The following is a 26,209-nucleotide window of genomic DNA, read 5'->3' on the forward strand; positions in this document are numbered from 1 at the left end:
ATTCATTTCATCCCATTTGGTAATATCAAAAAACCTCTAAACCGATGCTTGCTTACGTTCCGACCAAATAACATATCCAATCCATATGAGCGCTAATCCCATAGGTATTGCCAATGCCCGATCAAGTGGATGGGGAATAATTGCAGCAGCTACGGTCACTACAGCAGCGAAGGCCAGCAGAATGGCTGCTGGGCGAGGAAAGACCCTGGCCCTTAATGTGGCGATGCCCAGCAGCAAACCTCCTAACATGTACAATAATCCCGCGAGAGGCGCTAATATCGGGAAGATACCCAGATTAACTTCGCTAACTGTTCCTCTAAAGAGTCCAACCATTCCTCCCACAAACTTTTCAGCATCACTCGTCAGCAACGGCAAAACGAATGCTTCAATGAAACTAAAAATTATGGAGATGAACCAGAACAAATTGAACATAAGGAACCCGATCAAGCCAAGCCATCCCGATTCTTTCGCTTGCCTTATATAGAATGCCGTAATACCGATCAGTGTAAAGAGCGACATCGCCATAGTCAAACATGCAACCATCTGCCAAGAGTTCGTGTTCACAGAGGAAATATGATCTATCGGGTGGATCAATTGAATGACGATGTATAGAATCCCTGCTATTATTGCCATAAATCCTGACCATTGATGTAGAAGATGTGCTGTTATCGTTGATTTATTCACCTTTGTATTGTGCTCTCTATTCACATTGATTCCTCCACTATTAGGTATTAATACTATTGTTGCTTATTGCTTGTTCCTTTCTCTCTATCACGCAAACATCCGATGAGTTATTCTGTGTTCAGCCCCTTTCTTATTGGATTTTGGTTTGTTTGTTGAATCTAACTTAACAAATATGTTCTGGACTTACTTTTCAGATCTTGCTGTATTTGTGAAGAGTTCGTAAGGCAGCTTACAATAAAAAAGCACCTCTCTCGAGATGCAGCACAAATCTACACTATATCATTACTTGTGATACGCTTCCCTCCGCGCTGTCTGTAACGGCAAGTTTTGAAGAGAGGCCATCCGATGGATGGCCCTTCCCTTTCCAGGCTACAGTTTTTGCTTCTCCAATAAACTCAGCTCTTCTTCAATCCGACTGAGATCAATGCGCTCGAACAAAAGCTCTAACTTTTGAATTTGTAAGCCATCTGGAACAAAAGTTAACTGCCAGTTCGGTCTTTCAAGCGTTAGAAATGTTCTTATTTTCTCATACGAGAAGGGGATGAAAGGTTGAAGCAAATTGGCAAGATTGGCAATAATCTGTACACAAGAATGTAGTGTATGTTCACATGCCTCTCGATTCTCCCTGATTTGCACCCATGGTTTTTGCTCATCAAAATATTTGTTTCCTTGACGAACATAGGTGAAAATCAACTCGATCGCTTCTTTTAGACAACCTTCTTCAATTAGAATTCCAGAATCTCGATACATCTCTTCAGTTGCCCTTTTCCATCCCTCACTAAGCTCCCCTGAGGGAACGCATCCTCCAAAGGATTTGCCGATAAAGGCCAACGTTCGATTAACAAAATTTCCGAACGCGCCTAGCAACTCTCCATTGTGACTGTAAATGAATTCCCTCCACGAAAAATCAGTGTCACGCTTCTCTGGTCCATTTGCAATCAGAAAGTACCGAATGGAGTCCGGTTGGTACCTTTTTAGAATGTCCGGCACCCAGACTGCCCAGTTACGGCTTGTTGAAAACTTTTTCCCTTCTAGTGTCATGTACTCACATGAGATCATTCGATCCGGTAAATGTAGCCCTCCTACTCCCAAGAGCAGAGCGGGCCAAATTCTTTCCATCCCTGAGCCTTTTGTGCATATTTGGTCAACTCAGCTTGGAACCCAGACAGTGCAAGGTAAAAATGCTCTGTTGGTCGCTCGATCGGAGGATTTCCACAAAGTTTGCATGTCTTCTCAGACAAATCCGCCGGATCGAGCAATGTTGAACAAAAGTCGCATTGATCACCTCTGGCTCGATTACCACATACGGGGCAAGTCCCTTCAACATATCGATCTGGTAAAAATCGTTGATCGGTTTCACAATATGTCTGCAGAACGTTTTTTTTATAAAGATGGCCATTTTCCAGAAGTCTCAAAAACAAATCTTGGACTACGCGATGATGAAATTGTTGATCGGTGCGCGTGTACAAATCATTCCCTCCCTCATTTTTTGACAAACAAAAAAACCCTCATCCCAAAGGGACGAGAGTTGTGCTCACGTGGTACCACCCAATTTTATTAAATGCCTCACGGCATTCACCTCTTCAGGTACGACGCTTTTCGCGTGTATACCCTAGCACATCATTTCCAAAGTCAAGGTTCTCAAAAAACCAATCCAATACATCAATTCAAATAGACCCTCAAAGTCACATTAAATTCAGATAAATCATGGAGAAATACAGTCATTAATTGTTAGAGCCTTTCTCGTTCTTCCAAACGAAACTAAAGTCAGAAGCGAATTCTCTGCCAGCATCGACACTTCTAACACTTTTCTTTCCCGCCTTGGAGGCTTCTACGATTCCACAATGCCCGGTTGATACGGTTCTCCGCACATAACCTTTACAACTATCCTGCCTGTTATATCTTAATGAAAAAGACAGCCGGTTAATTGGTCGGCTGTCCATATTATATATTCATAACCCGTTCTAATGGGGATGCACGGCAGCTTAGCGCTTCCACTTTCGACTCATGCTTATTTATGGGTAGTTATCGATCAAGATGCATAGTTCACAATCATTGCTTCCTGTGAATTTGCGTCATACGCAATCCATATCTCATCTCCAACCTGTACCCCGTGCACCGGCTCAATCGATTGGCGGATCCGGTATAGTTTACCGCCCCGTTCAACGTCAATGCGTGCTACCGGACGCTCCCCAACCGTATGCCCCTCATAAGTTACGGTACGAACGATGGCAGCACCTTGTTTGCCTTTGGACAAACGCAGTTCACGCTCGAAATCTTGTTCGCCCATCTGCATCGGGATACGAATGCCTGTCTGCACAGCATATCGTTCAGGTACAAACAGGCTGTTGCTCTTGCGCAAACGGTCGTCACCCCTGGATACTAGCAGGTCCATAACCAGAAGCTGGCGCCCTTCGATTTCAAGATTCGCCTTCTCCACGCTAACGACTTCCGCTTCCAATGCCAATTGCGCTTCCTCTTCCCGACCCGTGCCGTCGTAGCTGCGAATACGGGCAACTCCATCGGAGACGATCAGGTTCGCACGCCGTCCGGTATGATATTCGAACCCTGGCGGTTGGATCACGGGAACCGGGTAATCTTCTTCCCTGGTGACAAAATGCAGCACCAGTGCTTGCCCACGCCTAAATGGCTCCCGGTATTCAATTCGATCTAACAAGGCATCGGGGATAGTTTGCGGCGGGTCGCTCTCCACGTTCACATCCTCTTCCGTTACAAACATGGCCTTGTTGTTTCGGGGATTGTAGCTGATCAGCACGTCATCTCCCTGCCTTGGTACGTTTACCAAGGAAATGACCTTCTTGATTTCGACCTGCTTGTGCTGTCCAGCTTCCACAAATTGCACAACAAATTTGACCTGCGGCAAGTTGTTCACATAGACGCCTGTCTCCTGCATACTTGCGATCGTCCCCGTAACCAGCCTGCCTTCCTTGAGATTGCGAGAGTGTTTCTGGCGAAGCAGTGGTCCGGCGATGGCAGGCACCAAAAACATAAGCGTTGGAATCAACAGCCAGGCCATCCAGTTGATGATGAGGGCGCCTCCCTCACGGACGTATGCCATAAAGGTGGAAAGCGAGATGCGCTGTGTCATTGCTGCCTCTCTCCAATTTACCAACGTATTCGAGTCGATCCAGCCTGCTTGACCATTACTTATATTCATCCATCCTGCAGCGCTCTCCATGTCCGAGTAATACAGGCTGTCACTCCCCGACTCTTTGTAAAATTCGCTATCCGAGGAAGCAAAGTCTTTGTATGTAAGTCGACTTACAAGTGCCGAAGCGTCAGTGAAGCTGCCGTTTTTTTCGTTGTACACATAACCCGCAAGTTGTTCCTGCCCATTTTCTGTATCCGTGCCGGCGATCAAAACTTCTTCGTCATTCAATAATACAACCTTGGCACGATACAGCGGTTTTGGGGTTGGAACAAGTTCTCCCCACTCCTCAGACTGTGCATTATAGAATCGGGCTTGATTCCCTTTTGCACCATCGATACGGATTAAGCGAGAGACGTCGATTCCGAATGGTTTGGCAAATTGTAAACCAGCCTCGTCACGCGCGTCGAAGGTTCCTTGTTCTTCGGATTGAATCTTGACTTCAGGTCGTTCGTCTTCATCCAGAATGCCGCTAACCAACGCCGTTTGTCCATTTTGCAAATCGACTTCGAGCAATGGCACGCCCTGTTCGTTGTTCAAGCTGCTGCCCACAAAACTTGCCCGTATTGGATCGGAAGGCAGAAGATCGGTATTCAGCAATGCAAACTTCTTCATCCCGTTTTGAATTTCAGCCACATAATAGGCAGAACCTATCGTCTCCCCGGTGATCAGAATATGGCCTCTCCAAGCTGCCACATTCGAACTCAACGATCCGGGTACATGAAGCGTGCTTTGCGCGAGTTCCTTAACCTCTCCGCTATTCGAGACATGATTCAACTGCAAACCCGACCCATCACTATATGTAGGAATAATAATCCCCTGATCCTGATAAACGACTGCCGGGATGACGCCTTGCATCTCCGCCTGAACCATCACATCCTTAAGTATCGCTCCCGTTTGGGCATCAAAGACCCCCAGTCTCGCCCACGTAAAGTCCTGCGTCTTGGATAAAACGACCACTTCTTCCCCTTCATCCAAATAAAACATGCCCGCGATCGACGAATATGGATCCTCGTTTCCCTGCAAATCATCGGTGTAATCATTCCATACCATCACGCTTAATACGATGGCCGGAATGAAAAATACCAATAATGAAAGTTTCTTCAATCTCCTCTCCCCCAAGTGCCAAGCTAAAATAGCCCTTTTGCGTTAAGCTGAGTTCCAAGCCTCATCCCCAGCTTTCTTACAAAGTACGATGCATTCAGTCCATCGCTTGGGCCGGATCGTAGTCGCTCCAGTCGATGTCCGTTTTCGCCCCCAGCACCCATTTCGCGAGCTGACTGCCAATAAACGGCCCCATCGTTAAGCCCGAAGCGCCAAGCCCGTTCCCTACGACGAGTCCTTCCCATCCCGGGATCGGCCCCATGACAGGCAGAAATCCCGGCGTAAACGGACGGAAACCGACCCGGACTTCCTGCAGGGCTGCATCAGCCAAACCGCTTGCGATGTCCAGTCCTTTATTCAGCACCTCCTGCATGCCTGCAGCCGTTACCCGGGTATCATATCCTTCAACATCATTTTCGTGCGTAGCCCCGATGACGATTTTACGTTGGTCAAATGCAAGCAAATATTGATCCGATGGCGGCATGACGACAGGCCAATTTCCGGTATCCTTGTTGTCGTCCGTCAGTATGAAGTGCATGATCTGTGCTTTCTGGTAATGTACCTTAAACGTAATGCCCAGCGGCTGCATTAAGGCTTTCGCCCATGCACCAGCGCAAACAATGACTTCGTCTGCCGCATAAAAATCTTCCCCGACCCTTACGCCCGAAACGCGATTGGATTCATGCTGAATGACCGCGTCTCCTTCGATCATCGTGGCACCTCCGCGCTGCGCGGACCGAAGCAATGCATCGCGCAGGGCGCGTCCATCCACGCGAGCCGCCCCACCGATGAACACGGACCGATACCCTTCCGACAGCAGCGGGAACCGTGCCAGCGTTTCGGCTTCATCAAGCATGGCAATGTCTCCGATTTCCGGCGCATCTTGTTTGCGCGCTGCTGCCCGTTCTTCCATTTTGACGAGCTTATCCCTGTCGTGATGAATGCTGAGTGCGCCTACCCTGGCGTAGCCTGTGTCCGTTTCTCCCTCTGCCTGCAATTCCTCGATCAATCCCGGATAAAAACCTGCCCCCGCTTTGGCTAACCGATACCATTTTTGATTGCGCCGCTGGGAAACCCATGGGCAGATGATGCCTGCGGCAGCATCTGTGGCCTGTCCCTTCTCCCTGCGGTCCACGATGAGCACGTCCGCTCCCATTTTAACCAACTGATATGCGGTCGATGCTCCCAAAATTCCTGCTCCGATGACGATGACTTTCTTCATGACTGCATTCCCTTCCTGATTTGCATATCTGTCCATTATACATCAAATGGCTTGCATCGTGCCGTGACCTCACTGGTTTCTCACATCTAAATCAACTCTTGAAAGGGATGGGAGCGAATCAGCGAAAACTGCTTGGCCAAAAAGTGCGGCGAGTAAGGCATGTCGTTTTTTAACCACGCTACTATCGTTCCGATCAAAGCAGCCGATCCATACCAGACCGCAACCTCTTCATGAATGCCTGCTTTCGCAAGTTTGCGCTCACCGCCCATGCTTTCGATTTTGGATCGGACCAGCGTGCTTAACAGCTTCAACAAACGATCCGTAAAAACAGGCGTACGTTTGGTCGCCAGCACCACTTTATAGAAGGAAGACTGCTCGGCGAAATGCTCCAGCAACTTCACCAGCACCGGCCACGGATCACTTGGTTTCTCAGGCCCTTGGCCCTCTTGAAGCGAATGCTCCAGCACGATCCCTTCGATGTTTTCGATCATTTCGTCGGCCATCTTCTCCATCATGTCCGTTATATCGCGATAATGCAGGTAGAACGTGACCCGATTGATGGTTGCCCGCTCCGCGATCCGGTTCACGGACAGCTTCTCGATATCCATCTCCTGCAGCAGTTCCACAAACGCTTCGCGAATCAACTGCCGCGTTCGTATGATTCGCGGATCGATCGCGGACTTCTTTTTGTGTGTCATTGGCAAATCTCCTTTATTTTGAAAGATTACAATTTTAATTAATCAGTCGATTATTTTAAACTTATGCAACAGTATGTCGTTTAAATGTAAATTAAACAACAGCTTTGTGCAAATGCGTCAATTGTAATTCAGAAGAATATGTATATAATTCAATAAATACAATGTCAACTATACAACACGTTGTAAATTTAGTCACGAAGATTGAAAGGATGGAATGGATTGAGCCAGACAGAACTACAAAATGTAAAAAAAGGACCCATACTGTTCATCATGATTTTGGGCGCATTTTTGGCCACTTTGAATCAAACCTTGATGAGCGTTGCCACGCCGGAGCTGATGAACGACTTCGGCATCACGGCAGCCGTAGCGCAATGGCTCACAACCGGCTACATGCTGGTGAACGGCGTGCTCATTCCGATCACGGCCTATTTCATGCAGCGTTTTTCGACGAGACAGCTTTTTCAGGCGTCGATGCTTATCTTTTTGGTCGGAACGATCGTATCGGCCATCGCGACCAACTTTGGCACATTGCTGACAGGACGCATGATTCAGGCCGCAGGCGCGGGCATTATCATGCCGCTGCTGACGCATGTCATTTTGACGCTCTTCCCTCCCGAAAAACGGGGAGCCGCCATGGGCATGGTCGGATTCGCCATTATTTTCGCCCCGGCCATCGGGCCTACGCTGGCAGGTTACATTCTTGAAAACTACGCATGGGAAACGATGTTTTACGGCATGATCCCATTGACGCTCGTCGTCATCGTATGTGGATTCATTTATTTGAAAAACGTATCCGAACGCATCCGTACCAAGCTGGATACGCTCAGCGTTTTATTTTCCACCATCGGTTTCGGCGCCCTGTTGTACGGATTCAGCCAAGCTGGCAGCCTCGGATGGTCGAGCGGTGAAGTGCTTGGTTTCATTGCAGCCGGCGTAGTAGCCCTCGCGCTGTTTACATGGCGTCAGCTCACATCGGAATCGCCTTTGCTGGACCTGCGGGCATTCAAGTACAACATGTTCTCGCTGACAACGATCATCAGCATTGCCATCACGATGGTCATGTATGCCGACATGATGCTTCTGCCGCTGTACCTGCAGAACGCTCGCGGTTACACCGCGCTGGAATCCGGCTTGCTGCTGCTGCCGGGCGCACTTGTCATGGGATTCCTGATGCCGGTCACCGGCAGACTGTTTGACCGTTTTGGCGCAAAATGGCTGTCCGTGATCGGCATGGTGATCGTCATTGTCACGACGCTTGGATTTATCGATTTGACGGATTCGACAAGCTATACCTACCTTGTATTAATGTCTACCGGACGGCGGATCGGTATGGCGTTGCTGCTGATGCCAATCCAAACGGCGGGCTTGAACCAACTGCCTGCACGATTGAATGCGCACGGCACGGCGATCTCGAATACGATCCGACAAGTGGCCGGCGCCGTCGGTACGTCCCTGCTCGTCAGCGTCATGACCAACCGTGCTGCCACCCATTTCAAGGACATGATGGCAGACGGCACGGCTCAGGCAGCCAATCAGCAGCAGATGATGACCAATTCGATGATTCAAGGCATCAACGACGCCTACATCGTAATTATCGGTATATCCGCAGTCGCTCTGGTGCTGTCATTCTTTATTAAACGCACGAAGCCTGCACAGGAAGAAGAGGCCCCTGCAAGAGCGGGACAACAACCTGTAGGCAAAAAAGTTCAGCTGAACTCCAATTAAATTTGATTGGCAGCCAGCTATACGTTTGCAGCACAAACAGCGGCAGCTCCGACGAACCGTTTCGTCAGAGCTGCCGCCTTTTTGATTCACCGCACCGTATTGGAATTAGCCCACCTACAATTCGGAGCAGCGTACTTTTTCCGGAACGATTGTTCCGCCCTTACAATCATATAATCTCCTTATATAAAATGTTTCTTTTCAAGTAACATCCCTCTCTCTAAATGCAGTCCATTATAAGACAGATTAACACAATTCAAAAAATGTTATCCAGTTAACTCCATTTATTCGACGGATTGTCAAGCAAGTGCGAGGCAAGGTCTTCATCCTTCACCCAAGCGAATGTATATCATTGCCCCCGTATTTTCATTCAGAAAATGATTTGAGTCTTATAATAAAAAAAAGACACACTCGATTCGTAGAATGTGTCTCCTTCGCATATATCGTATTCTTTATAAAAAATTAACCTTCAGGAACAGACTTGTATAAAGTATATCTCTGATTTTCATTTGAATATACATATTCAGGATGATCTACAGAGCGATACAATTTGGTACCCGGAGGCAGTACAGAAGCCATACCTTCCTGAAACTTTTTATTTTTTTGATAATTCATAGATATTTCTCCATAGGAGGTCGTTTTGACGGACTTAAACTCTTCTTCATTAACGACCTTAACCTTTTTATAAAGGATCGACTCCATTATAAAAATATCGCTATTATTGTCTTCTTTCATCACGCTTTGAGCCATTTGTTCGGTAGCGCTAGTTTCGGATGTACAACCAATTATGCTAAATGATAATACAGTTGATAATAGGATAAGATAAACATTTTTGGATAACATTTCACCCCTCCATTTGTGTGTTGTCATAATTAGTGAGACACATTTTGAAGAACCTATCTATAATGAACCCCTCTCTTTAAAACATGACAGCAAATTCTAAAGTTGCCATTTCATATATTTGGTTTAACGATCGGAATGAAGGAAATAAGCTTGTATAGCACGAGAAAAATTAATCCAAACTCCAATAATTTTTGACTGATTCCCCCTGTAAACAGCCTACTTCTTTCATGTGAAACCTTCTTTATAAACCTGTAAAAAAATCAGATCGATCTAAGCAAATTAGCTTTTTATTGTAGATTAATCAATTTTTCACTTCTTGAATTTTGGGTCGACCTTATAATCAGAACACTCAATTATCTTATCCTAGTCTCTTTTATTGGATTGAATTATGAAAATTATAATCATTAAGAAGAAACCAACTACCGAAATATTAGCCGGGATTTTCGAATAATCTCCAGCTTTGTTTATATAAAAAATTGAACCTACTCCTATTAATGTAAAAAACACTATTTGAACGTATTGTTTAGCAGCATAATTAATAAACTTATTGAAAATGCCAGAAAATTTTATGGGTGTGATTTGATTGAGAATGTTCTGCTTTTCATCTCTACATTGGTTAATGCTATTTTTCAGTTTCTCCATTCTTGCATTAAATTCATTACTATATTCATTATTAGGATTCTGGATAAGTACTAACCCCTCTGCGCATAGATAAGTTTCTTTAATATTGGAGACCAATTTTATGAGCAAATCTCTCTTACCATGTTTCAAAAGATCTACAAAGTCTTCATTAATAAGCCTTCTGATATCCTTTACTAGAGTTGGTTCAAGTTCAGTACTTTTAAAGATAAAAACATTATTGATGTTGTTATTTAGTGCATTTAGATATTTCCTCAACTTTCTATTTACCATTCTTATTTTAATTTTGCTCTTATCTTCCTCCAAAAACTCCACTAAAAGATCAAAATAGATATACAACTTATCGTTTAATTCTTTTGATATAACTTCCCTTTCAAGTAAAAGCACTAGAATAATGCTTACTATAAATGAGCTGACAAACACAGCTATTGAGAGCGAAGCCACCTTAGGCTCAATAAAGGTAAAGACAAACATAACAACTACCGACATTATGGCAATGATAGAAAAAACAAATACAGAATAAAAAAGAAATACATTTAGAGATATATTAGAGGAAATTTTGTGTTTTTCATCATAATTCAGGATTTTGTCTCTATTTCTCATTTCATTTTTAATCATTTCACACCTCTTAAGTTTATCCTAGAGCTTTTGGTTCATCAAAATACAAGTTTCTATATCCTTATATAAAGCATAAGAAATTATTCCCTCTCTCTATTTAAAAATAATCATTTTGAAACGTCTTATTTGTTATCTAGTTCAGAAATTTTACGGAACGCCTTGTTTGGAATGTTAATTAATTTATATTTTGCAGAAGGTAACCTTTGTACAGCCTCTCGAGTCTCAATATCCTTTATAGTGATACCCACAATAACTTGTGAATTGTTCAATTCAATGATACTAGTAAAGAACTTTTCCACGTCGTTGATCATAATACTATGTTGGGCTGGCTCATCAAAGATTAACACCCCAGGGTGATTCCCTGACATACTGTTCGATGTCTGTAGCAAAGCTATTACAAATGCCCATATTGCTCTTATATTGTCACTAGCTGATGAATCGAATTTCATATCAAATCCTTCTATAACGGGCAAATATGAATCTAATGAAATTTCAACTGTGTTCAAGTTAAATACACTCTTATATCCAAAATCAGTTAAGTTAGTGACAAAATAGTTTCTCAAAGATTTTATCTTCTTTTCATCTAATTCGGTGAGTTTTTTCTTTGGAAGCTTTGCTTTCTCATCCGAAATCAGCTGCCAATCATTTGATAACTCGACCAGTCTGCTTTTTTGATTTACAAAAATGATATTTAATCGATCCAAACTAGTGATCTCAGAATCGAGTTGTAGTCTCTTACGAATAACTGTCTCAGAGATATTTTCGTTAATGGAATATAGATCATTACGTAAAGATTTTGCCAGACTACGAAGTGTGAACAACCCATTTTCTAATTGATCATTTCTCATTTTCAAAGTAGCGCTATTTTTCAAGTGGCTTTTTTTTGCAAACTCCAGCATCTCTTTTTGTGCAGTTAGATGTCTGATATTTTCATCAACACTCATAAATTTCATATCACTAGAATTAGGAATTAGAGTATCTTGGATACTTTGATGGCATACTGGACAGATGTCTTCAGATGTCATTAGGCTTACTTCTGAACCTAAATCTCTCAGTCTAGCAGCATCTTTATTATTTCTGATATCAGCCTCTATGATCTCAAGATTATTCGTTATTTTTTCTATGCTACTATTTTCCGAATGAAATAAAGACCTATTCTTATAGATTTCCCTTTCAAATTCTTCAATAGATATTTCCGTAGCATTAAGTTCTTTTTGAATCTCGTCAAAATTATCTATAATTTTAGGTTTTAAAACTGATAATTGAATGTATCGCTCTCTTAAAATATCCACATATTCGTTAAGTCTAATATCTTCTTTTTTTATACTCATTTCTAAAAATTCTTCATCCGTAAGGATTTTAGGATGCATGGGAATATTATGTGTAGTGCATGACTCTCTACCCGAAAGAAGAATAATTTCTTTTATTATCGTGCCCCACTCGTTCCTGATACTACTCTCTCTCGCTCGTAGATAGTCTTTTTTCTTTTCATTTTCTAAGGTATCCAAGTTAACAATAAATTCCAATACACGTTTCTTAGATTCTCTAATTCCTAAAACTGGCATACCAGATAAAATATCAGCCCATCCATGCTTCTGTTCAATGAACATTGCTGAGAAAATCAACTGTAAATAGAGTTTTCTGGTCGCATCATCAGTTGCCGGAACTAAAGGCAACTCTATATGCAAAAACCTCTCTAAAAAACTATGAAAACCCTTTTTATTTACTGCCGAGTTTTGCATATGTACGTACATATCTTCTCTTAGCACATCCGAGTTACCTATTTCGTCAATTCCACTGTAAAACACGGTAATCAATTTATAGTTTCGGTTCTCCATTTTGGCTGAACGGTAGATCGTTATTGTTTCCTGGCCATTAGATATTTCTAGAAATGCACCTGATTCCAAGACAGGATAGATATTCTTACCATCTTCTATCGAACTCTTATAAACAGAAGTTAGTACCTTTTCGCCCTTTCCCCCGATAATCTCTTCAAATCCAAGACAGTAGTAGATTGATGCTATAATAGAACTTTTCCCGCGAGTGTTATCTTCGCTAGCTATAAAGTTTAAACCCTCATTAAACGAAGTTTCGAACCCATATAAGCCGTTACTAGTCGAAATATCAATTTTTAATTTTTTAATCCTCAGCACCAGAATACCTCCAAAGAGAAGTGAGATTTTTTATTTTTTCCTCAGTAAGCATAGTAGACAACAAAGATAAGTAACTTTTCTCTTCAGTCATTAAGTCTGTCTCCTTGATAATTTTTTTTGCATAGGATTTGCCTTCTGGAGTTAGTCTAAACAAACCATTTTGTTGTTGAAATACTAATCCATCCGCAATTGCATAACGGATAGCATGATTCACAGCGGGGTCAAATCTAACTACTGCGTAATTTGTTAAACTATCATAGGCTATACTTTTTAAGTTTTGCATATCTTGTTTTGTGCTTAGTCCCATGGAGATCATATGTAGCTTCAACAATGAACACCCCCCACGACTACATATATCCATGATTAAACAAAGTTGAGCCACTTTATAACTTATTCTATAGTTATAAGGTACAGCATCGGGTTTAGCATCAAATACGATTTCATCTGCGATTAGATAACGTTTTTCCATATATATTCACCTACTTCTAAATTGCATTGAACAATCAGCAAGCCAACCACTTACAAGATCCATCCTCAGCTCCATTACTGATGCAAGAGTAAGATATGTAAACTGTTGCTCCAATTTCTGTTGGAAATCGTTCATGATTTCGTCAAAAAGCTGAGCGTTTATCGAACTATTGGTATTCATTTTAGTTCTCATTGATACTTGCTTTTTATATGCCTGCTCTAGTACATATATATCTTCATATATTTCTGGATAAGAAACTCTTAGGATCTTTAAAATTTCGAGCCCTTTCATATATGAATCTATATAAATCCCTACAACCTCAATATAGTCTTCATCAGATTCATCGATATCTCCCATCACTGCTTTAATCTTTCTTTTGATATTATTCACTTTTTCTGAATCACATTGAGACCAATCCAGAGTGCTTGTATGATATATAGCAATATTAAGTTTCATATCAGATAACGTAGTCCTAACAATTCTGGAAATCTCGACTTTAAAATCTTCAGCTTGCTTAATCACAACGATAAATTCATCATCAATATAATCATAACTTTCCGGATCAGATGATTTTAGCGTCAGCACTTCTTGGCGCTTAGCTTCTGCATGCGTGACAATTCTTGCATCTTTGTATCGAGGGATTACAAAATGCCACTCTTTAATTTTAGGGACTCCAAGCTCCTTTAATCTTTTAGCATATGTAAGATTAGTCAATTTTTTAATATCATTACTCATTTTAGTTCTTAAATGACTGTACAGGTCGTCATCACTATATTCACGTTCAGGACAATAACACTGATATACTCTACCTTGACGAGTAAACCCTTCAATACCAGCGTCTCCACCATGAACTGCTGGTATTTCAGTAAAATGCTCATCTTGAAATTTCATTCTATAGCATGAATTTATAAGCGATTCCCATGACTTCCCATCCAATGGGGTTTCTATGAAGTTTAAAATCAAGATCTTCCCACTCCTAATAAATTTATTGAAATTGAGCTACGATTATCAGCGATTAGTTTTAAAACATTAATATCTACAATGAATGTTTCAGTCGAATTGAGATATCGAACTTTAGCTAAGTGAAAATCTAGGAAAACCTTAACTATGACTACTAGTTTATCAACGAAATAAAGCTGATCGTTTGGTTGAGGAAGTTTGGCTGGCATTTGATCATCTCCTCATTTAAATTAAAATACTTATGTAAAAGATCAATTGTATGGAACCAGGTAATTTCAACTTATAGTAAATTATACCCTATTGAATTCGAGTAATTTGTAAATTTTTGTCGAAAACCAAAAGTTATGGACAAGTTTTCTTATTTTCTTCAAGACCCTTTAAATCCCTCCGCCTCAAAATGCATCACCCGTCGGTGAACCAAAGAATCGTCAATCCCCATTTCAAACGCTACACTTTTATATCCCAACCCCTTTTTGAGATAGAGGTCAGCTATCTTTTTCTTAAACTTCCTATCGTACGTTTTTCTCATTTCGCCCATAAAAAATCCCCTCCATAGTAGACAGAGTAAACGGCTTACTTTTTCTGTCTACTATAAGGGGAGCATATTATTCACTGTGCAGTTTCATTAATATTTGAATTTTTTTGTTTGATGTTGTAGTGGACTGCTTACATACATCCACTACAACACTGATCTAGCCCAGAGTTATAAAACGACATAATACTTTTTGATTCAATAGAGAGGAATGACAATGAATAAATAAATATATATTTCTTACTAATTGTTACAACATACATCATTCAAAATGATTCAATCACCCTTCTCCCTTCGCTTTCATCGCCTCATATAATTCCTCATTGGTCAGATGATTTTCGAAGTTGGTAATCAGGATGACGTTCCTGTCTTCGGGAGCATACAGCACTTCTCGCTGCCATCTGAAAAAATGCGGCCCCTCCCCCATGTTGCGCACAACGCCCATCAGGATGCCGAGCCAGTAGGCCGTCTGCTTGACGTCCGTCAGGCAATCATTGTAGTAAAAGCCTTGCCAGTGACCGTGTTCCCGGTCGCGCATAGCCTGGTCCGCTGCTTCGTACGCTTCCTTGGACTTGCCCAGCTCGTAAAAGGCAGTCATGTAATTGTTCTCGCAGTAACGCTCGAATGCGCGGCAAAAGGCAGATCCACCTTGGGCAAACTCGTAATACATTCGATATTGCAGCCCGATGCTGTCGTCCAGCAACCTTTGGTTCGATACTTCTTGCCTCACCTGATGCGTACGAGACAATGCTTCCCCGTACTGCTCCAGCGCCTGTGCACATATCCGTGCATACCAGGATACCTGTTCGACAAATCCTTGTTCAGGACATGCCCAGCGCATGCCTTCGGCAGCGCTTTGCGTATCTGATCGCAGCCATTGCGACAGCAGCTGCCGGGTCGTGTAATTGTAAAACTGGTCTCCGCAGCCTTCATCCGGATGATCGCCGTATCTCGGTGCACAGGATGCGTAGGCATCGAATAATTCGGCAATGCCTCCGTGCTCGCCTGCAAAATAATCATTCACGTATCGCTCTGGATACGATGCCGTGTCCACGTCTCCTTGGGACCATAACTCCGCGATCGCTTGCAGCGTATACACATGAGGTTTTACGTTGGAGCAGTTTACGATGATGAATTCACGTACACCGCGCTGCCTCGCGCTCACTAACTCGTCCCGCACCATCGCCAGAGAATTGGGCAGCATCGTCATGTGGCTGGCCGCCTGCAGATCATAGAACGAGGCGTGATAATACACGCCATGCGCTTCTCCTTGGCGATCCTCAGCCGGGAGCGCAACAGGCCTTGCATTGACGCCATGTTGGCGGCGGGCGACCATTTTGCCGTATCCGTTATCTCCCCAGATTTTAATCGTATCGTCTGCAATGCGGAGGTGCCCCTGTTGATAAAGTTCAACCATTTCCCCGTACAAATTTGTGCAAAATACCGGATGGTCGACGTGCTTCTGCACAATCAAACGTTGCTCCTCCATGATCGAACTAATCAGCTCCCCCCGGCTCCGATCGGTCGCATATCTTTCGTCATCCAGCCAGAACGGACGGTCCCCCTGCCCGCGAAAACCGATGTTCCAGATCACTTTCTTATCCCGCTGTCTCAGCACCCCTTCTTCCCACAACTGCCTGAACAGGTCGGGATGTTCCGCATACGAAGGATTCAGGTCGGGATAGGCCCGCAAAAACATTTCCGCACCGAGCGGTTCCGCATGGTGATGGGTGATCCACAAGCCCATGTCGGCGGCCAGATCGGAGTATATTTTGGCATTGTGGTCGGTGCCGGGGATAACGAGATTGCCGCCTAACCGGAGCAACGTTTCCATGACCATTTCCCAAGGCTTTTCTTTGCTCCCCTCCAGCGTCCAAGCGTGAAGAAGAACTTCATCGTTCACAAACCAGCCCCTGAAGCGATACGCCGCGGCCGAAGAACAGATCGTGGTTTCGTCGATCGACCTGGCCTCTCTTTTTTCAAACATCTGATCATTCCAAAACCACAACGGCTGAATGCCGAGATACTCCCGGCTGATGTAATTCAATGCGTAAATGCATCCCAATTCATCCGCAACCCGTATATCCATCCGGCGATCTTTCACTTCAATGATATAAGCTTCTTCATTCAAGCTGTCATCGCAACTGATCCGGATCGAATCCGAGGAACCCGGTTCGGTCTCCCCTGCCATCGTCATGCCCAAATCGCGATAAAATCGTCGGATGGCCCGTTCCACCGGCCTGGAGTCCAGATCGCTATGTATTTTCGTCTGTGCCGTCAACGTAAACATGCTGTGTTTCCTCCTACTTCGAAGAATTCGCTCTAGGAAGAGTAAAGCATACGGTCATCGCGGTGACCATGGAATAAACCGTGGTCATTGTGCTTATTTCAGTGATAAACCGATTGCTGCCAGGCGGAAACGTCTAGGGAATATACGCTTCCGCCACCTCAACGATCTTTTTGCCGCCGATCACTTGGTACTTTACGTCGATTTCACTTCCTTTTTGGAAACGGGGTACCGCCAGCACGGAAATGTAGGTTTCCACCACGGCGTCGAAGCTGCTTTCGTTATCCGGCGTCACCGTAAGATCCATACGCACACCTGGCCTGCCGTCCATGCTGGATGAAGTTTCGGCAATATGCCGAATAACTGCCTTAGCCGGAATTCCGCCCAGCAAAATCTCTTTTCGCCGTTTCAGCTCTCCCTGTTTCGCGCCAATCGTGTTCATCACCACCAAGATCGTAATCAAACCCGTAATGCTTCCGAAAATGACCACCAGTATCGAAATGTACCCCGTCGACATCGTTTTCCCCTTTCGTGCATGGATTTCTCCCAACACTTCTCGTTATTCCCGCTCAATTCCTGCAAACATTAAGAGCATCGCAAAACACTGCCATAAGGCCGCTCCTCCCTAAAAAAAGGCCTCAAACTCTTCATCATGCTGATGTTGAGTTGAGGCCATGTAGCGTACGGCTTAACCTGCCGTTTGATCAACCAAATTTCAGGCGAATACCTGCCAAGCGGACCCCGTCCGTTGCGGCATCGTTTTGTTCCGCTTCTTCGTACACGTCCCATTGTCTGCCCACGAGGGTTCTCAGCACGCCGATTTCTTCCCGGGTCAAACGGACATGCTGCAGAGCAAGGCCGGTTTCGACGAAATCGCGATCAACCTTTCGGTCAAACCTGAAATCCAGTAGACGTTTCACACCATTAATATGCAAAAACTTGAATTCGTATCCTTCGCGAATCGCCTTTTCCCAATCTTCGCCGATCTCTGCTGCCGTATCGAGCCGGGGTTCGAGATCCATCGCAGGCTCTTTGATCTTGGGCAGCAATGGATCGAAATCCCTGCGCCGCAAGCAATCGATGATGACTTCGACCGGCTCGCCGCTTGTCAGCACATTTTCCACAAGCAAGCCGACCGGAATCGACAACTGCGTCAAACTCATGTTCATTCTCCCCCTTCTTTAGAGATACTGGCTGAACCAGGCATTGACCTGTTCAAAGCTGTCCACCCGCAAAGAAGGTTTGCCGCTCTTCAGCAGGGAATGATTGGAACCCGGGTAGCGGATAAGCTTGGTCACTTTCCCCTGCCGTTTGAGGGTCGTGTACAATTCTTCCGCCTGACTGACCGGCGTACGGTAGTCCTGCTCCCCATGCATGATCAGCAGCGGCGTTTCGATGTTGTGCGCATGCGCGAGCGGCGAGCGGGACCACAACATGTCCGCGTGTTCGGTCGGATTGCCGCCGATGACACCTTCGACATACGAAATGCCGATATCGCTCGTTCCGTACATGGACAGCCAGTTGGAGATGCTGCGCTGTGTAACCGCAGCCTTGAAACGGTTCGTGTGTGCCACGATCCAGTTGGTCATCACCCCGCCGTAACTGCCGCCGGCAACGCCCAACCGGGTATCGTCCAAGACATCATACTGGGCCAACGCAACATCCACGGCTTCCAGCAAATCATTGCAGTCTCCCCCGGCAAAATCTCCCCGGCAAGCTTTCGCAAATTGCTGCCCGTATCCCATGCTGCCGCGAGGATTGACCATCAACACCGCGTACCCTTGTGCAACGAGCGTCTGCATTTCATGGCTGAACACCCCGGTGTACATCGCATGCGGCCCCCCGTGAATCTGCAAAATAAGAGGAACCTTCGCTCCTGCTTCCCGCTGTTCCGGTAATAGCAGCCATCCTTGTATCCGCCATCCGTCCGATGAAACGAATTCGATCCGTTCAGGCTTGTTTACTTGGAGCTGGTCCATAAGTTCGTCGTTATGGTGCGTCAGCCGGGTTTCTTGCCCGCTTTTCAGATTAAGCGCGTATAGCTCGCCCGGACGTTCATCCGTCAATGCGGCGAACAGGAGCGTTTGGCCGTCCGATGAAACCGCGTACTGATATACATCCCGTTCTCCGCCGAAGGTAACCGCTTCGGCTGTTCCATCTGCTCCGATTCGGTACACGTCTACCGTGCCGTCATGCGTTCCCAGCACATACATGGATGCACCGCCGTCTCCCGCTGCCATCTGCGGAGAGGGCGAAGCGCCGGCGGATTTCATGTCGCCCAGCGCCGCGTTGCCGAGCTGCATGTCCAGCCCCGGCGCAACCGGCGTCGGCTGCCCGCCGGCGCTTGGCACCTCGTACAGCCGGTTATGGCTTCCGCTGCCGAATTCACGGTCGCTGGCCAGCAGCATCAGACTTTCACCATTAGGAGTGTACGCAAATTGGCTTATCAGCAGGCTGGAATCAGAGACCTTGCGCGGCTCCCTTTCTCCAGGCCGGATCGTATATACATCCGCAAAATAGAGCAAATCGGCATCCAGCGAAGCATCTTCAACCTGCTTGGAGACAAAAGAAATTTCGGTCCCGTCCGGCGACCAGATCGGTGAACTCACATTCCAGGAACCGGCGGTGAGCTGGGTAATGGCATCATTTTCGATATCGTATACGAACAAATGGCTGTACAATCCGTCCCACCAGCCTGAGCCTTCCGCCTTCGGCGTGGTGCGCTCATACACCTTTCCTCGCAATGGCACTGTTTTGGAGCTTTCGGCATCCGTGCCTGCCGAATCTTTCTGTACCTTGCTCGTAAAGGCAATATGCGTGCCCGCCGGAGACCAGGCATATTGCAATATTTTGCGTTCCGGTGCGACGAGCCTCTTCGGCTCTATGCTATCGGCATCCACAGGAATAACCCACAGGCCCTTTCCGCCTTCTTCCAAACGTAAAAATGAAAGCATGCTGCCATCCGGTGACCAAGAAGGCGACGAATCCTTCATGCCTGCGGTCACGGCTGTATCTTCCGAACCATCCAACAAGATGGTGCGAATATGGGTTTGATATTCGTTCTTTTCCCGATCGATGGTCTGCTGCACGTAAGCCGCCCGTCCCTGAATGCTGACGACAGGATCGGTGACCCAGCGGTATGCATACAAATCCTCCGGGGTAATCGGCCGTTTGTTCATTTCCGTTGCTCCCCTCCGCAATGTGATGTAATTCTGCCTGAATCATTTTTCCGTTTTGTCTGTGCGAGGATCAAGCATGTCGCGCAGCCAATCCCCAAGGAAGATAACGCCGAGTACGGTGAATGTGATGGCAAGTCCGGGGAACGTTGCCACCCACCAGCTCGTAGCTACATATTGCCGACCATCGCTAAGCATCCCGCCCCACGAAACGTCAGGCGGTTTAATGCCCATCCCCAAAAAGCTGAGCGAAGCTTCCGCAATAATGGTCGTGCCCACGTTCATACCCGCGATCACGATAAAGGAAGAAAGAATGTTCGGCACGATATGTTTGATGATCAGCCTGCCGTTACGTGCGCCTATTGCTTTGGCCGCATGCACGTAGTCCCTCTCCCGGATGCTGAGCACTTCGCTTCGCACGACACGGGTATATGCGACCCAGTTGGTGACGCCGATGACAAAAATCAGCGTGGTCAAACCCTGACCGACGATCGCCATCACCACCAACATGAACAAAATGGTCGGAATGGCCATGAACGCATCTCCGACACGCATGATGACCGCATCAACCCATTTGCCGTAAAATCCGGACAGAAGGCCAAGCACCGCGCCGATGAAGCCGGAAACGAGCACGGCGCCCAGGCCGACGATCAATGAAACGCGGGCTCCGTATACGATGCGGGTCCACATATCCCGGCCCAAATTGTCCGTGCCGAGCCAATATTCCGATGAACCGCCATCCATCCATACCGGAGGTTTCAAACGTTTGAGCGGATCGACGGCCGCCGGATCATGCGACGATATCAAAGGTGCGCAGACCGCCGTCAACAATACGATTAAAACGATGACAGCCCCTACCATTCCCGTCTTGCTAACCCATAGTTGTCTCCAGATGTATCGGAACCCGCTGGAAGCGGACAAACCTTTCTCCACCGCGGCTTCCGGGCCCTGCACCTGCATTTCGTTGCCTTCTGTCATGGGAATGCACCTCCTTTAGTCGTATTTGATCCGCGGATCAAGCAGTCTATAGACCACGTCCGTCAAAATATTGGTGAGCACCACGATCAGTGCGATGACGAATACGGCGGCTTGTACAATGGCCATGTCATGCGTATTGATGGCAACGACCAGCAATTGTCCCAATCCCGGCCATGAAAAAACGGTTTCCGTGATAAGCGTACCGCCGATCAGGCTCGTAAACTGCAAGCTCATAATCGTCACGACCGGAATAAGCCCGTTCCGGAAAGCATGTTTGCCGATGACAACGATGCGCGCCAGTCCTTTGGCACGTGCAGTGCGGATGTAATCCTGGCTCAAAATTTCCAGCATGCTGGACCGGATCAGCCGTGTCATCTGCGCGGCAAGACCGATGCCGAGCGTGAACGCGGGCAAAATCAGATGGGAAAATCCGCCTCGACCGGATACCGGCAGAACCCCCCACATAACCGAGAACAGCAGGATCAGCATGATTCCCATCCAGAAGTTGGGCATCGCCTTGCCGATGACCGACAACCCCGAAATGACAAGATCCGTAAACGTGTTCCGTTTGACTGCGGATGCAACCCCCAGCGGAATCGCCAGCAAGACGGCAAAAATCATCGCCGCCACGGCCAGCTCAAAACTGGCCGGCAATCTCTCCAACACCAGCTGCAGCGCAGGTTCCCCATACCGGAAAGACTCGCCGAAATCCCCCTGCAGCGCATTGCCGAGGAATTTTACATATTGCGTGTACAAAGGCTGGTCCAACCCCAACGCTTTTGTCAGTACCGCACGATCCTCGGCGGTGGCCGTCTCGGGCAGCATCAGGGCGACCGGGTCGCCCGTAACCCTTACCAGAATGAACACGATAAGGGAAACGATGAACAGTACCGGTATGACCTGCAGCAAAGACTTCAATACGTATTTCCCCATTCCCCGTTCACCTCCAATAAACCAAAATCACTCATTTACCACCATGCTTCAAGTCGAGCATCATCAGAAACCACTCTCTTGAAACCAAATCACCTTCCTATATACACCGCAAAAAACATACACACGTTAACGGAGAGCCGGAACCCATCTGAAGAAGCGAAGCGATCCACAAGCTTTCTGAAAGAAAGCTGCATCGGAAGCATACGCTGTTCACCGGATTTCCCCTCTGAAAAAAGGGGATCGAAAAAATCTGGGGACAAGCGAAACGCGATTCAGAAGATGGTACTCCACTCGCAGTGGCCTTGTGTGATTGATTCGTCCGGTTTATATAGGATGTATTTCTTAATATGAAGAAAGAACGGCAGGAACCTGATCTTTCCGTCCCTGCCGTTCACGGCCGATCCTTGCCTGGACAGGTCATTCTGTCCGACGTTACTGAGTCACAGGTGTAATCTCATCGGCGTAGAACATCTCGTCTTTGCGCGGTTCGAAGTTCACGCTTGCGCTTGTTCCGTACACGCCTTCCATCTGGTACAGATATACGGCCGGACGGTCTTCCGCAAAAATTTGCTGTACTTGCTGGTACTCTTTTTCGCGCGATGCCGGGTCCATATTCACGAGCGCGGATTGCAGCAATTTCTCGACTTCCGGATTGTTGTAATCCGATTCGCCTTTGGCTTCTTCAAGCATGTAACGATTGTAGTTGTTCGAAGCGTCGAACAAGGAATTTCCGATACCGATCATGAAAATCTCTTTGAACGACTTCGAGCTGTAACGTTCGCTGAAAGCGCTTGGCTCAAGCACGTCCAGATTGATTTTGAAGCCGACTTGCTCCAGCATCGCCGCCACAACTTCAGCCTGCTCTTTGTACTGGGAGGAAACCGAAATCGTCATTTCTGCTTCGCCTTCGGCATAACCTGCTTCTTTCAACAGCTGTTTAGCCTTCTCTTGATCATAGAGGGATGTCTGGTACAACGATGGGTCTGCACCGAAGTTGCCCGGTGTTACGGAAGTGCGGGTAACGACGCCTGCGCCTCCGGCGATGCTATCGACAATACCTTGTTTGTCGATGGCGAGTTCGACAGCCTCACGCACTTTCGGATCTGCGGTGATCGTTCCTTCCGTTTGGCGGAAGATCAACTGCAGTACGCGCTGGATCGGTGCTTTGACGATTTTTTTGTCCGCTTCGCCTTCGATGCGCGCAATGTCCGTGGATGGAATCGAAGCAGCCACATCGACGCCGCCAGCAAGCAGCTCGGATACCCGCGTTGAGGCCTCTGGAACGACGCGGAATACAACCTGATCCCATTTCGGCGTGCCATCAAAGTAATTTTCGTTTTTGACAAGCTCGACACGGTCGTCTTTCGTCCATTTGCTGAACTTGTAAGGGCCTGTGCCGACCGGATTTTTCAGGAAAGCATCGAAGCCGTTATCCTGAATGTATTTGGCAGGCAGAATGCCTGCACCCATTTTGGACAAACGGTTCAGCAGCAGCGGGTCAGGACCTTCTGTAACGATGTCGACAGTGTGCTCGTCCACTTCCTTCACTTCAACGATGTTTTTGAAGTAGCTGTTTTGTTTCAGCGTTTCGTCTTTAGCGACACGTTCGATCGTGTATTTCACGTCAGCCGATGTGAACGGATCTCCATTATGGAACGTAACGCCTTCACGAAGCTTGAATCTCCACGTGGTATCGTTCACTTGCTCCCATGACGTTGCAAGACCGGGAACCTTGTTCTGGTTGCTGTCATTTTTGAGCAGATAATCGAACACGTTGACCAGCACCGCTTCACTGGCCGTGTTGTTGTTGTTGTGCGGATCAAAACTCTCGATGTCCGTAGGCGTCGCAATCGTCAGCGTTTTGCTGGATGCGCCGCTCTCACTGCCCTTTTCGGTTCCGGTTGCCGTCGTTCCGCTTCCGCTTTGCCCGCTGCAAGCACTGAGCACCAATACGACTGCGAGTAATGTCAACCACATGCTTGCCCAAGTTCTCTTTTTCATGTTGCCTGCTCCCCCTTATTGATTCGTATGTTTTTCCAAAAAGCGAAGTGCTACTGCCGACAGCATACCCACGCCATATGGCATGACCGATTCGTCGAGATCGAACATCGGATGGTGAAGCGGATAACGCGTCCGCTCTTCTTCGTTGCCCGAACCAAGCCTGAAGAATACGCCCGGAACCTGCTCGCAATAGAAGGCAAAATCCTCGCCGCCCGTGGAAGGCACGATGCTGGTCCAGCCTTTGGCCCAATCCAAGCCGTCGATCGTTTCCGTCAGAAAATCAACCATGCCCACATCATTCACGACGACCGGGTAACCGTCGCCGTACACTACTTCATGCCCTGCGCCGAACGAGCTGCAGACCCCGCTGACCACTTGCTCGATCAAGGCTGGCATTCGTTCGCGCAGAGCCGGAGACAATGTACGAACCGTGCCGATCATCTCGACTTCCGGGGCAATCGCCGTTCCCATGTATCCGCCGTTGATTTTGCCGATCGTTACGACGACAGGCTCGAGCGGGTCCACCAAACGGCTGGCGATGTTTTGCAGCGCCGTGATTACTTGCGCGGATACCGCAATCGCGTCGATGCCTTCATGCGGTCTTGCCGCATGTCCGCCTTTGCCGAAGATTTTGATGACCAGACGGTCTGCCGAAGCAAAAGCAACGCCCCGGCTTACGCCCACGGTGCCCGTATCCATGCCTGGCGTCATGTGAAGGCCCGCAATCGCGCTTACCTTTGGATTTTCCAGCACGCCGTCATGGATCATGGCACGTGCCCCCGCAAGACCTTCTTCAGCAGGCTGGAATACAAATTTGATGTTGCCCGCTTTGGGCTTCCCAAGGCTCGTAAGCAGCTCCGCCGCTCCCATCAGAATGGACGTATGGGCATCATGCCCGCACAGGTGTGCTTTGCCTTCGATCTGAGAGCTATATTCCGCGCCTTTCAGATCCTGGATCGGCAGTGCATCCATGTCCGCTCTCAGTGCAATGGTTGGTCCGTCTGTTTCTCCGCGGAGCACACCAACGACGCCGGTTTTGCCTACATTACGGGTGACTTCAAGCCCTAAACGCTCCAAATGCTCGGCTACGATGGACGACGTCCTTACCTCTTCATAACCGATTTCCGGATTGCGGTGAAAATCCCGGCGCCATTCGGTAAGGCGCGGCTGCAGCGCCTGCGCGAGTTCGATCAATTTTGCTTGTTCCATTGCTTGTCAATCCTTTCCTGTAGGTTCCGTTGCGTTCAATCGGGCATAAATGGCATCCGCAGAGGATTCGATATGTTTCTTCATCGTATCGCGAGACCGTATCGGATCATGGGCTTTCAACGCTTCCAGGATGTCCATATGTATGCCGTGGTTCAGGGAACGAATCCGGTCATCGTAAGGCATCAAGTCCAAGGCCGGATTGATTTTGGTCCGGATCTCGCGAACCGCTCGCTCTATGTACGGATTGCCGGACGCTTTCGCGATCGCCAAATGGAATTTGACGTCCAGCGCCCGAAACCATTCACGCGAGCAATCGGGTTCCCTGCTCTGCATCACGTAGCCTTCCAGCACTTCCAGCTCGCCTGCGGTGATCCGCTCAGCAGCCAGAAATGCGCCTTCAGGTTCGACGAGCGTGCGGTACTCGAATACGTGCAGCATTTGTTCCCAGTCACGCATGATTTCTTCTTTGGTTCTTTTATGCGCGTTAGCCGTAATAGGCAGAACAAACGTGCCTCCTTTGGCGCCGACCCGCTTTTCGATCAATCCTTTTGCTTCCAGCGCGGCTAACGCTTCGCGAACGGTAATACGGCTCGCGTTAAAGATTTCGGCCAGCTCGCGTTCGGACGGAAGTTGGTCCTCACCCATGATTTCCTTGAGGATAATCGCTTCCTCCAACTGCTCGCGAATAAATTCACTGACCTTTTTCGCAGATACTTTCTCGAACTGGAAAGTCAGCTGACCCTGCATATCAACACTCCGATCGATATAATGTCTAAACCTTATACCATTAAACGTTATACTCATACTATAAT

Annotated in this window: 21 protein-coding genes and 1 pseudogene; 1 reads left to right on the forward strand and 21 read right to left on the reverse strand. The window is 46.9% G+C overall.

Features of this window, described 5'->3' with window-relative positions; translation table 11 throughout:
• Positions 1–36: 36 nt before the first annotated feature.
• The 5 genes and pseudogenes from RSX24_RS12920 to RSX24_RS12940 all read right to left on the reverse strand — a co-directional run bounded on the left by RSX24_RS12920 (position 37) and on the right by RSX24_RS12940 (position 6,877).
• Positions 37–708, reverse strand: coding sequence for a hypothetical protein (locus RSX24_RS12920; RefSeq protein ID WP_343260836.1), 672 nt, complete (start codon positions 706–708; stop codon positions 37–39).
• 345 nt (positions 709–1,053) lie between these two features.
• Positions 1,054–2,156, reverse strand: a pseudogene (locus RSX24_RS12925) (methionine--tRNA ligase); the annotation flags it as partial.
• A gap of 560 nt (positions 2,157–2,716) precedes the next feature.
• Positions 2,717–4,960 carry a hypothetical protein gene (locus RSX24_RS12930; RefSeq protein ID WP_343260837.1) on the reverse strand — a complete coding sequence of 748 codons (2,244 nt, stop codon included), beginning with the start codon at positions 4,958–4,960 and terminating at the stop codon, positions 2,717–2,719.
• A gap of 94 nt (positions 4,961–5,054) precedes the next feature.
• The gene (locus RSX24_RS12935) at positions 5,055–6,179 is read right to left on the reverse strand and encodes an NAD(P)/FAD-dependent oxidoreductase (protein WP_343260838.1); all 1,125 of its coding nucleotides are present in this window, start codon (positions 6,177–6,179) and stop codon (positions 5,055–5,057) included.
• A gap of 86 nt (positions 6,180–6,265) precedes the next feature.
• On the reverse strand, positions 6,266–6,877 hold the full coding sequence (locus RSX24_RS12940) for a TetR/AcrR family transcriptional regulator (protein ID WP_343260839.1): 612 nt from the start codon (positions 6,875–6,877) through the stop codon (positions 6,266–6,268).
• Positions 6,878–7,147: 270 nt separating this feature from the next.
• Here RSX24_RS12940 and RSX24_RS12945 point away from each other — a divergent pair, with 270 nt between their 5' ends.
• Positions 7,148–8,602, forward strand: coding sequence for a DHA2 family efflux MFS transporter permease subunit (locus tag RSX24_RS12945; protein ID WP_343260897.1), 1,455 nt, complete (start codon positions 7,148–7,150; stop codon positions 8,600–8,602).
• A gap of 459 nt (positions 8,603–9,061) precedes the next feature.
• Here the strand turns inward: RSX24_RS12945 and RSX24_RS12950 are convergent, their stop codons facing one another.
• The 16 genes from RSX24_RS12950 to RSX24_RS13025 all read right to left on the reverse strand — a co-directional run bounded on the left by RSX24_RS12950 (position 9,062) and on the right by RSX24_RS13025 (position 26,144).
• Positions 9,062–9,442, reverse strand: coding sequence for a hypothetical protein (locus tag RSX24_RS12950; protein ID WP_343260840.1), 381 nt, complete (start codon positions 9,440–9,442; stop codon positions 9,062–9,064).
• 363 nt (positions 9,443–9,805) lie between these two features.
• Positions 9,806–10,699: a hypothetical protein gene (locus RSX24_RS12955; protein ID WP_343260841.1), complete on the reverse strand. Its 894-nt coding sequence runs from the start codon at positions 10,697–10,699 to the stop codon at positions 9,806–9,808.
• 122 nt (positions 10,700–10,821) lie between these two features.
• Positions 10,822–12,852, reverse strand: coding sequence for a hypothetical protein (locus tag RSX24_RS12960; protein WP_343260842.1), 2,031 nt, complete (start codon positions 12,850–12,852; stop codon positions 10,822–10,824).
• Positions 12,839–13,321 carry a helix-turn-helix domain-containing protein gene (locus tag RSX24_RS12965; protein WP_343260843.1) on the reverse strand — a complete coding sequence of 161 codons (483 nt, stop codon included), beginning with the start codon at positions 13,319–13,321 and terminating at the stop codon, positions 12,839–12,841. Before RSX24_RS12965 ends, RSX24_RS12960 begins: the two co-directional genes overlap by 14 nt.
• A gap of 6 nt (positions 13,322–13,327) precedes the next feature.
• The gene (locus RSX24_RS12970; RefSeq protein WP_343260844.1) at positions 13,328–14,284 is read right to left on the reverse strand and encodes a hypothetical protein; all 957 of its coding nucleotides are present in this window, start codon (positions 14,282–14,284) and stop codon (positions 13,328–13,330) included.
• Positions 14,281–14,490, reverse strand: coding sequence for a hypothetical protein (locus RSX24_RS12975; RefSeq protein ID WP_343260845.1), 210 nt, complete (start codon positions 14,488–14,490; stop codon positions 14,281–14,283). Before RSX24_RS12975 ends, RSX24_RS12970 begins: the two co-directional genes overlap by 4 nt.
• A 158-nt stretch (positions 14,491–14,648) precedes the next feature.
• Positions 14,649–14,819 (reverse strand): transposase, encoded by a 171-nt coding sequence (locus RSX24_RS12980; protein WP_343260846.1) that lies wholly within the window; start codon positions 14,817–14,819, stop codon positions 14,649–14,651.
• Positions 14,820–15,093: 274 nt separating this feature from the next.
• A complete protein-coding gene (locus tag RSX24_RS12985; RefSeq protein ID WP_343260847.1) occupies positions 15,094–17,103 on the reverse strand; it encodes a glycosyl hydrolase 115 family protein in 2,010 nt (669 codons plus the stop codon).
• Positions 17,104–17,236: 133 nt separating this feature from the next.
• Positions 17,237–17,617 carry a hypothetical protein gene (locus tag RSX24_RS12990; protein WP_343260848.1) on the reverse strand — a complete coding sequence of 127 codons (381 nt, stop codon included), beginning with the start codon at positions 17,615–17,617 and terminating at the stop codon, positions 17,237–17,239.
• Positions 17,618–17,804: 187 nt separating this feature from the next.
• Complete coding sequence (locus RSX24_RS12995) at positions 17,805–18,263, reverse strand: hypothetical protein (RefSeq protein WP_343260849.1); 459 nt, start codon at positions 18,261–18,263, stop codon at positions 17,805–17,807.
• Positions 18,264–18,281: 18 nt separating this feature from the next.
• Positions 18,282–20,279: a S9 family peptidase gene (locus RSX24_RS13000; RefSeq protein ID WP_343260850.1), complete on the reverse strand. Its 1,998-nt coding sequence runs from the start codon at positions 20,277–20,279 to the stop codon at positions 18,282–18,284.
• Between the two features lie 42 nt (positions 20,280–20,321).
• Positions 20,322–21,254 (reverse strand): ABC transporter permease, encoded by a 933-nt coding sequence (locus RSX24_RS13005; protein ID WP_343260851.1) that lies wholly within the window; start codon positions 21,252–21,254, stop codon positions 20,322–20,324.
• A 15-nt stretch (positions 21,255–21,269) separates the two neighbouring features.
• Positions 21,270–22,187, reverse strand: a complete 918-nt coding sequence (locus RSX24_RS13010) for an ABC transporter permease (protein ID WP_236416825.1) — start codon at positions 22,185–22,187, stop codon at positions 21,270–21,272.
• A 432-nt stretch (positions 22,188–22,619) separates the two neighbouring features.
• Positions 22,620–24,188: an ABC transporter substrate-binding protein gene (locus RSX24_RS13015; RefSeq protein ID WP_343260852.1), complete on the reverse strand. Its 1,569-nt coding sequence runs from the start codon at positions 24,186–24,188 to the stop codon at positions 22,620–22,622.
• A 15-nt stretch (positions 24,189–24,203) separates the two neighbouring features.
• The gene (locus RSX24_RS13020) at positions 24,204–25,397 is read right to left on the reverse strand and encodes a M20 metallopeptidase family protein (RefSeq protein WP_339277919.1); all 1,194 of its coding nucleotides are present in this window, start codon (positions 25,395–25,397) and stop codon (positions 24,204–24,206) included.
• A gap of 6 nt (positions 25,398–25,403) precedes the next feature.
• Entirely contained in the window at positions 25,404–26,144 is a 741-nt protein-coding gene (locus RSX24_RS13025) for a FadR/GntR family transcriptional regulator (RefSeq protein WP_236416822.1), read from the reverse strand.
• Between the last annotated feature and the right edge of the window lie 65 nt (positions 26,145–26,209).

Source organism: Paenibacillus hubeiensis (genome assembly GCF_032334105.1).
GTDB lineage: Bacteria > Bacillota > Bacilli > Paenibacillales > Paenibacillaceae > Paenibacillus > Paenibacillus hubeiensis.

Bases quoted from the DNA above. Each gene is read 5' to 3' on its own strand.
- RSX24_RS12935 (WP_343260838.1), bottom strand. From the start codon at position 6,179: ATGAAGAAAGTCATCGTCATCGGAGCAGGAATTTTGGGAGCATCGACC.
- RSX24_RS12940 (WP_343260839.1), bottom strand. From the start codon at position 6,877: ATGACACACAAAAAGAAGTCCGCGATCGATCCGCGAATCATACGAACG.
- RSX24_RS12945 (WP_343260897.1), top strand. From the start codon at position 7,148: ATGATTTTGGGCGCATTTTTGGCCACTTTGAATCAAACCTTGATGAGC.
- RSX24_RS12950 (WP_343260840.1), bottom strand. From the start codon at position 9,442: ATGTTATCCAAAAATGTTTATCTTATCCTATTATCAACTGTATTATCA.
- RSX24_RS12955 (WP_343260841.1), bottom strand. From the start codon at position 10,699: ATGATTAAAAATGAAATGAGAAATAGAGACAAAATCCTGAATTATGAT.
- RSX24_RS12965 (WP_343260843.1), bottom strand. From the start codon at position 13,321: ATGGAAAAACGTTATCTAATCGCAGATGAAATCGTATTTGATGCTAAA.
- RSX24_RS12975 (WP_343260845.1), bottom strand. From the start codon at position 14,490: ATGCCAGCCAAACTTCCTCAACCAAACGATCAGCTTTATTTCGTTGAT.
- RSX24_RS12980 (WP_343260846.1), bottom strand. From the start codon at position 14,819: ATGGGCGAAATGAGAAAAACGTACGATAGGAAGTTTAAGAAAAAGATA.
- RSX24_RS12985 (WP_343260847.1), bottom strand. From the start codon at position 17,103: ATGTTTACGTTGACGGCACAGACGAAAATACATAGCGATCTGGACTCC.
- RSX24_RS12990 (WP_343260848.1), bottom strand. From the start codon at position 17,617: ATGTCGACGGGGTACATTTCGATACTGGTGGTCATTTTCGGAAGCATT.
- RSX24_RS12995 (WP_343260849.1), bottom strand. From the start codon at position 18,263: ATGAGTTTGACGCAGTTGTCGATTCCGGTCGGCTTGCTTGTGGAAAAT.
- RSX24_RS13000 (WP_343260850.1), bottom strand. From the start codon at position 20,279: ATGAACAAACGGCCGATTACCCCGGAGGATTTGTATGCATACCGCTGG.
- RSX24_RS13005 (WP_343260851.1), bottom strand. From the start codon at position 21,254: ATGACAGAAGGCAACGAAATGCAGGTGCAGGGCCCGGAAGCCGCGGTG.
- RSX24_RS13010 (WP_236416825.1), bottom strand. From the start codon at position 22,187: ATGGGGAAATACGTATTGAAGTCTTTGCTGCAGGTCATACCGGTACTG.
- RSX24_RS13015 (WP_343260852.1), bottom strand. From the start codon at position 24,188: ATGAAAAAGAGAACTTGGGCAAGCATGTGGTTGACATTACTCGCAGTC.
- RSX24_RS13020 (WP_339277919.1), bottom strand. From the start codon at position 25,397: ATGGAACAAGCAAAATTGATCGAACTCGCGCAGGCGCTGCAGCCGCGC.
- RSX24_RS13025 (WP_236416822.1), bottom strand. From the start codon at position 26,144: ATGCAGGGTCAGCTGACTTTCCAGTTCGAGAAAGTATCTGCGAAAAAG.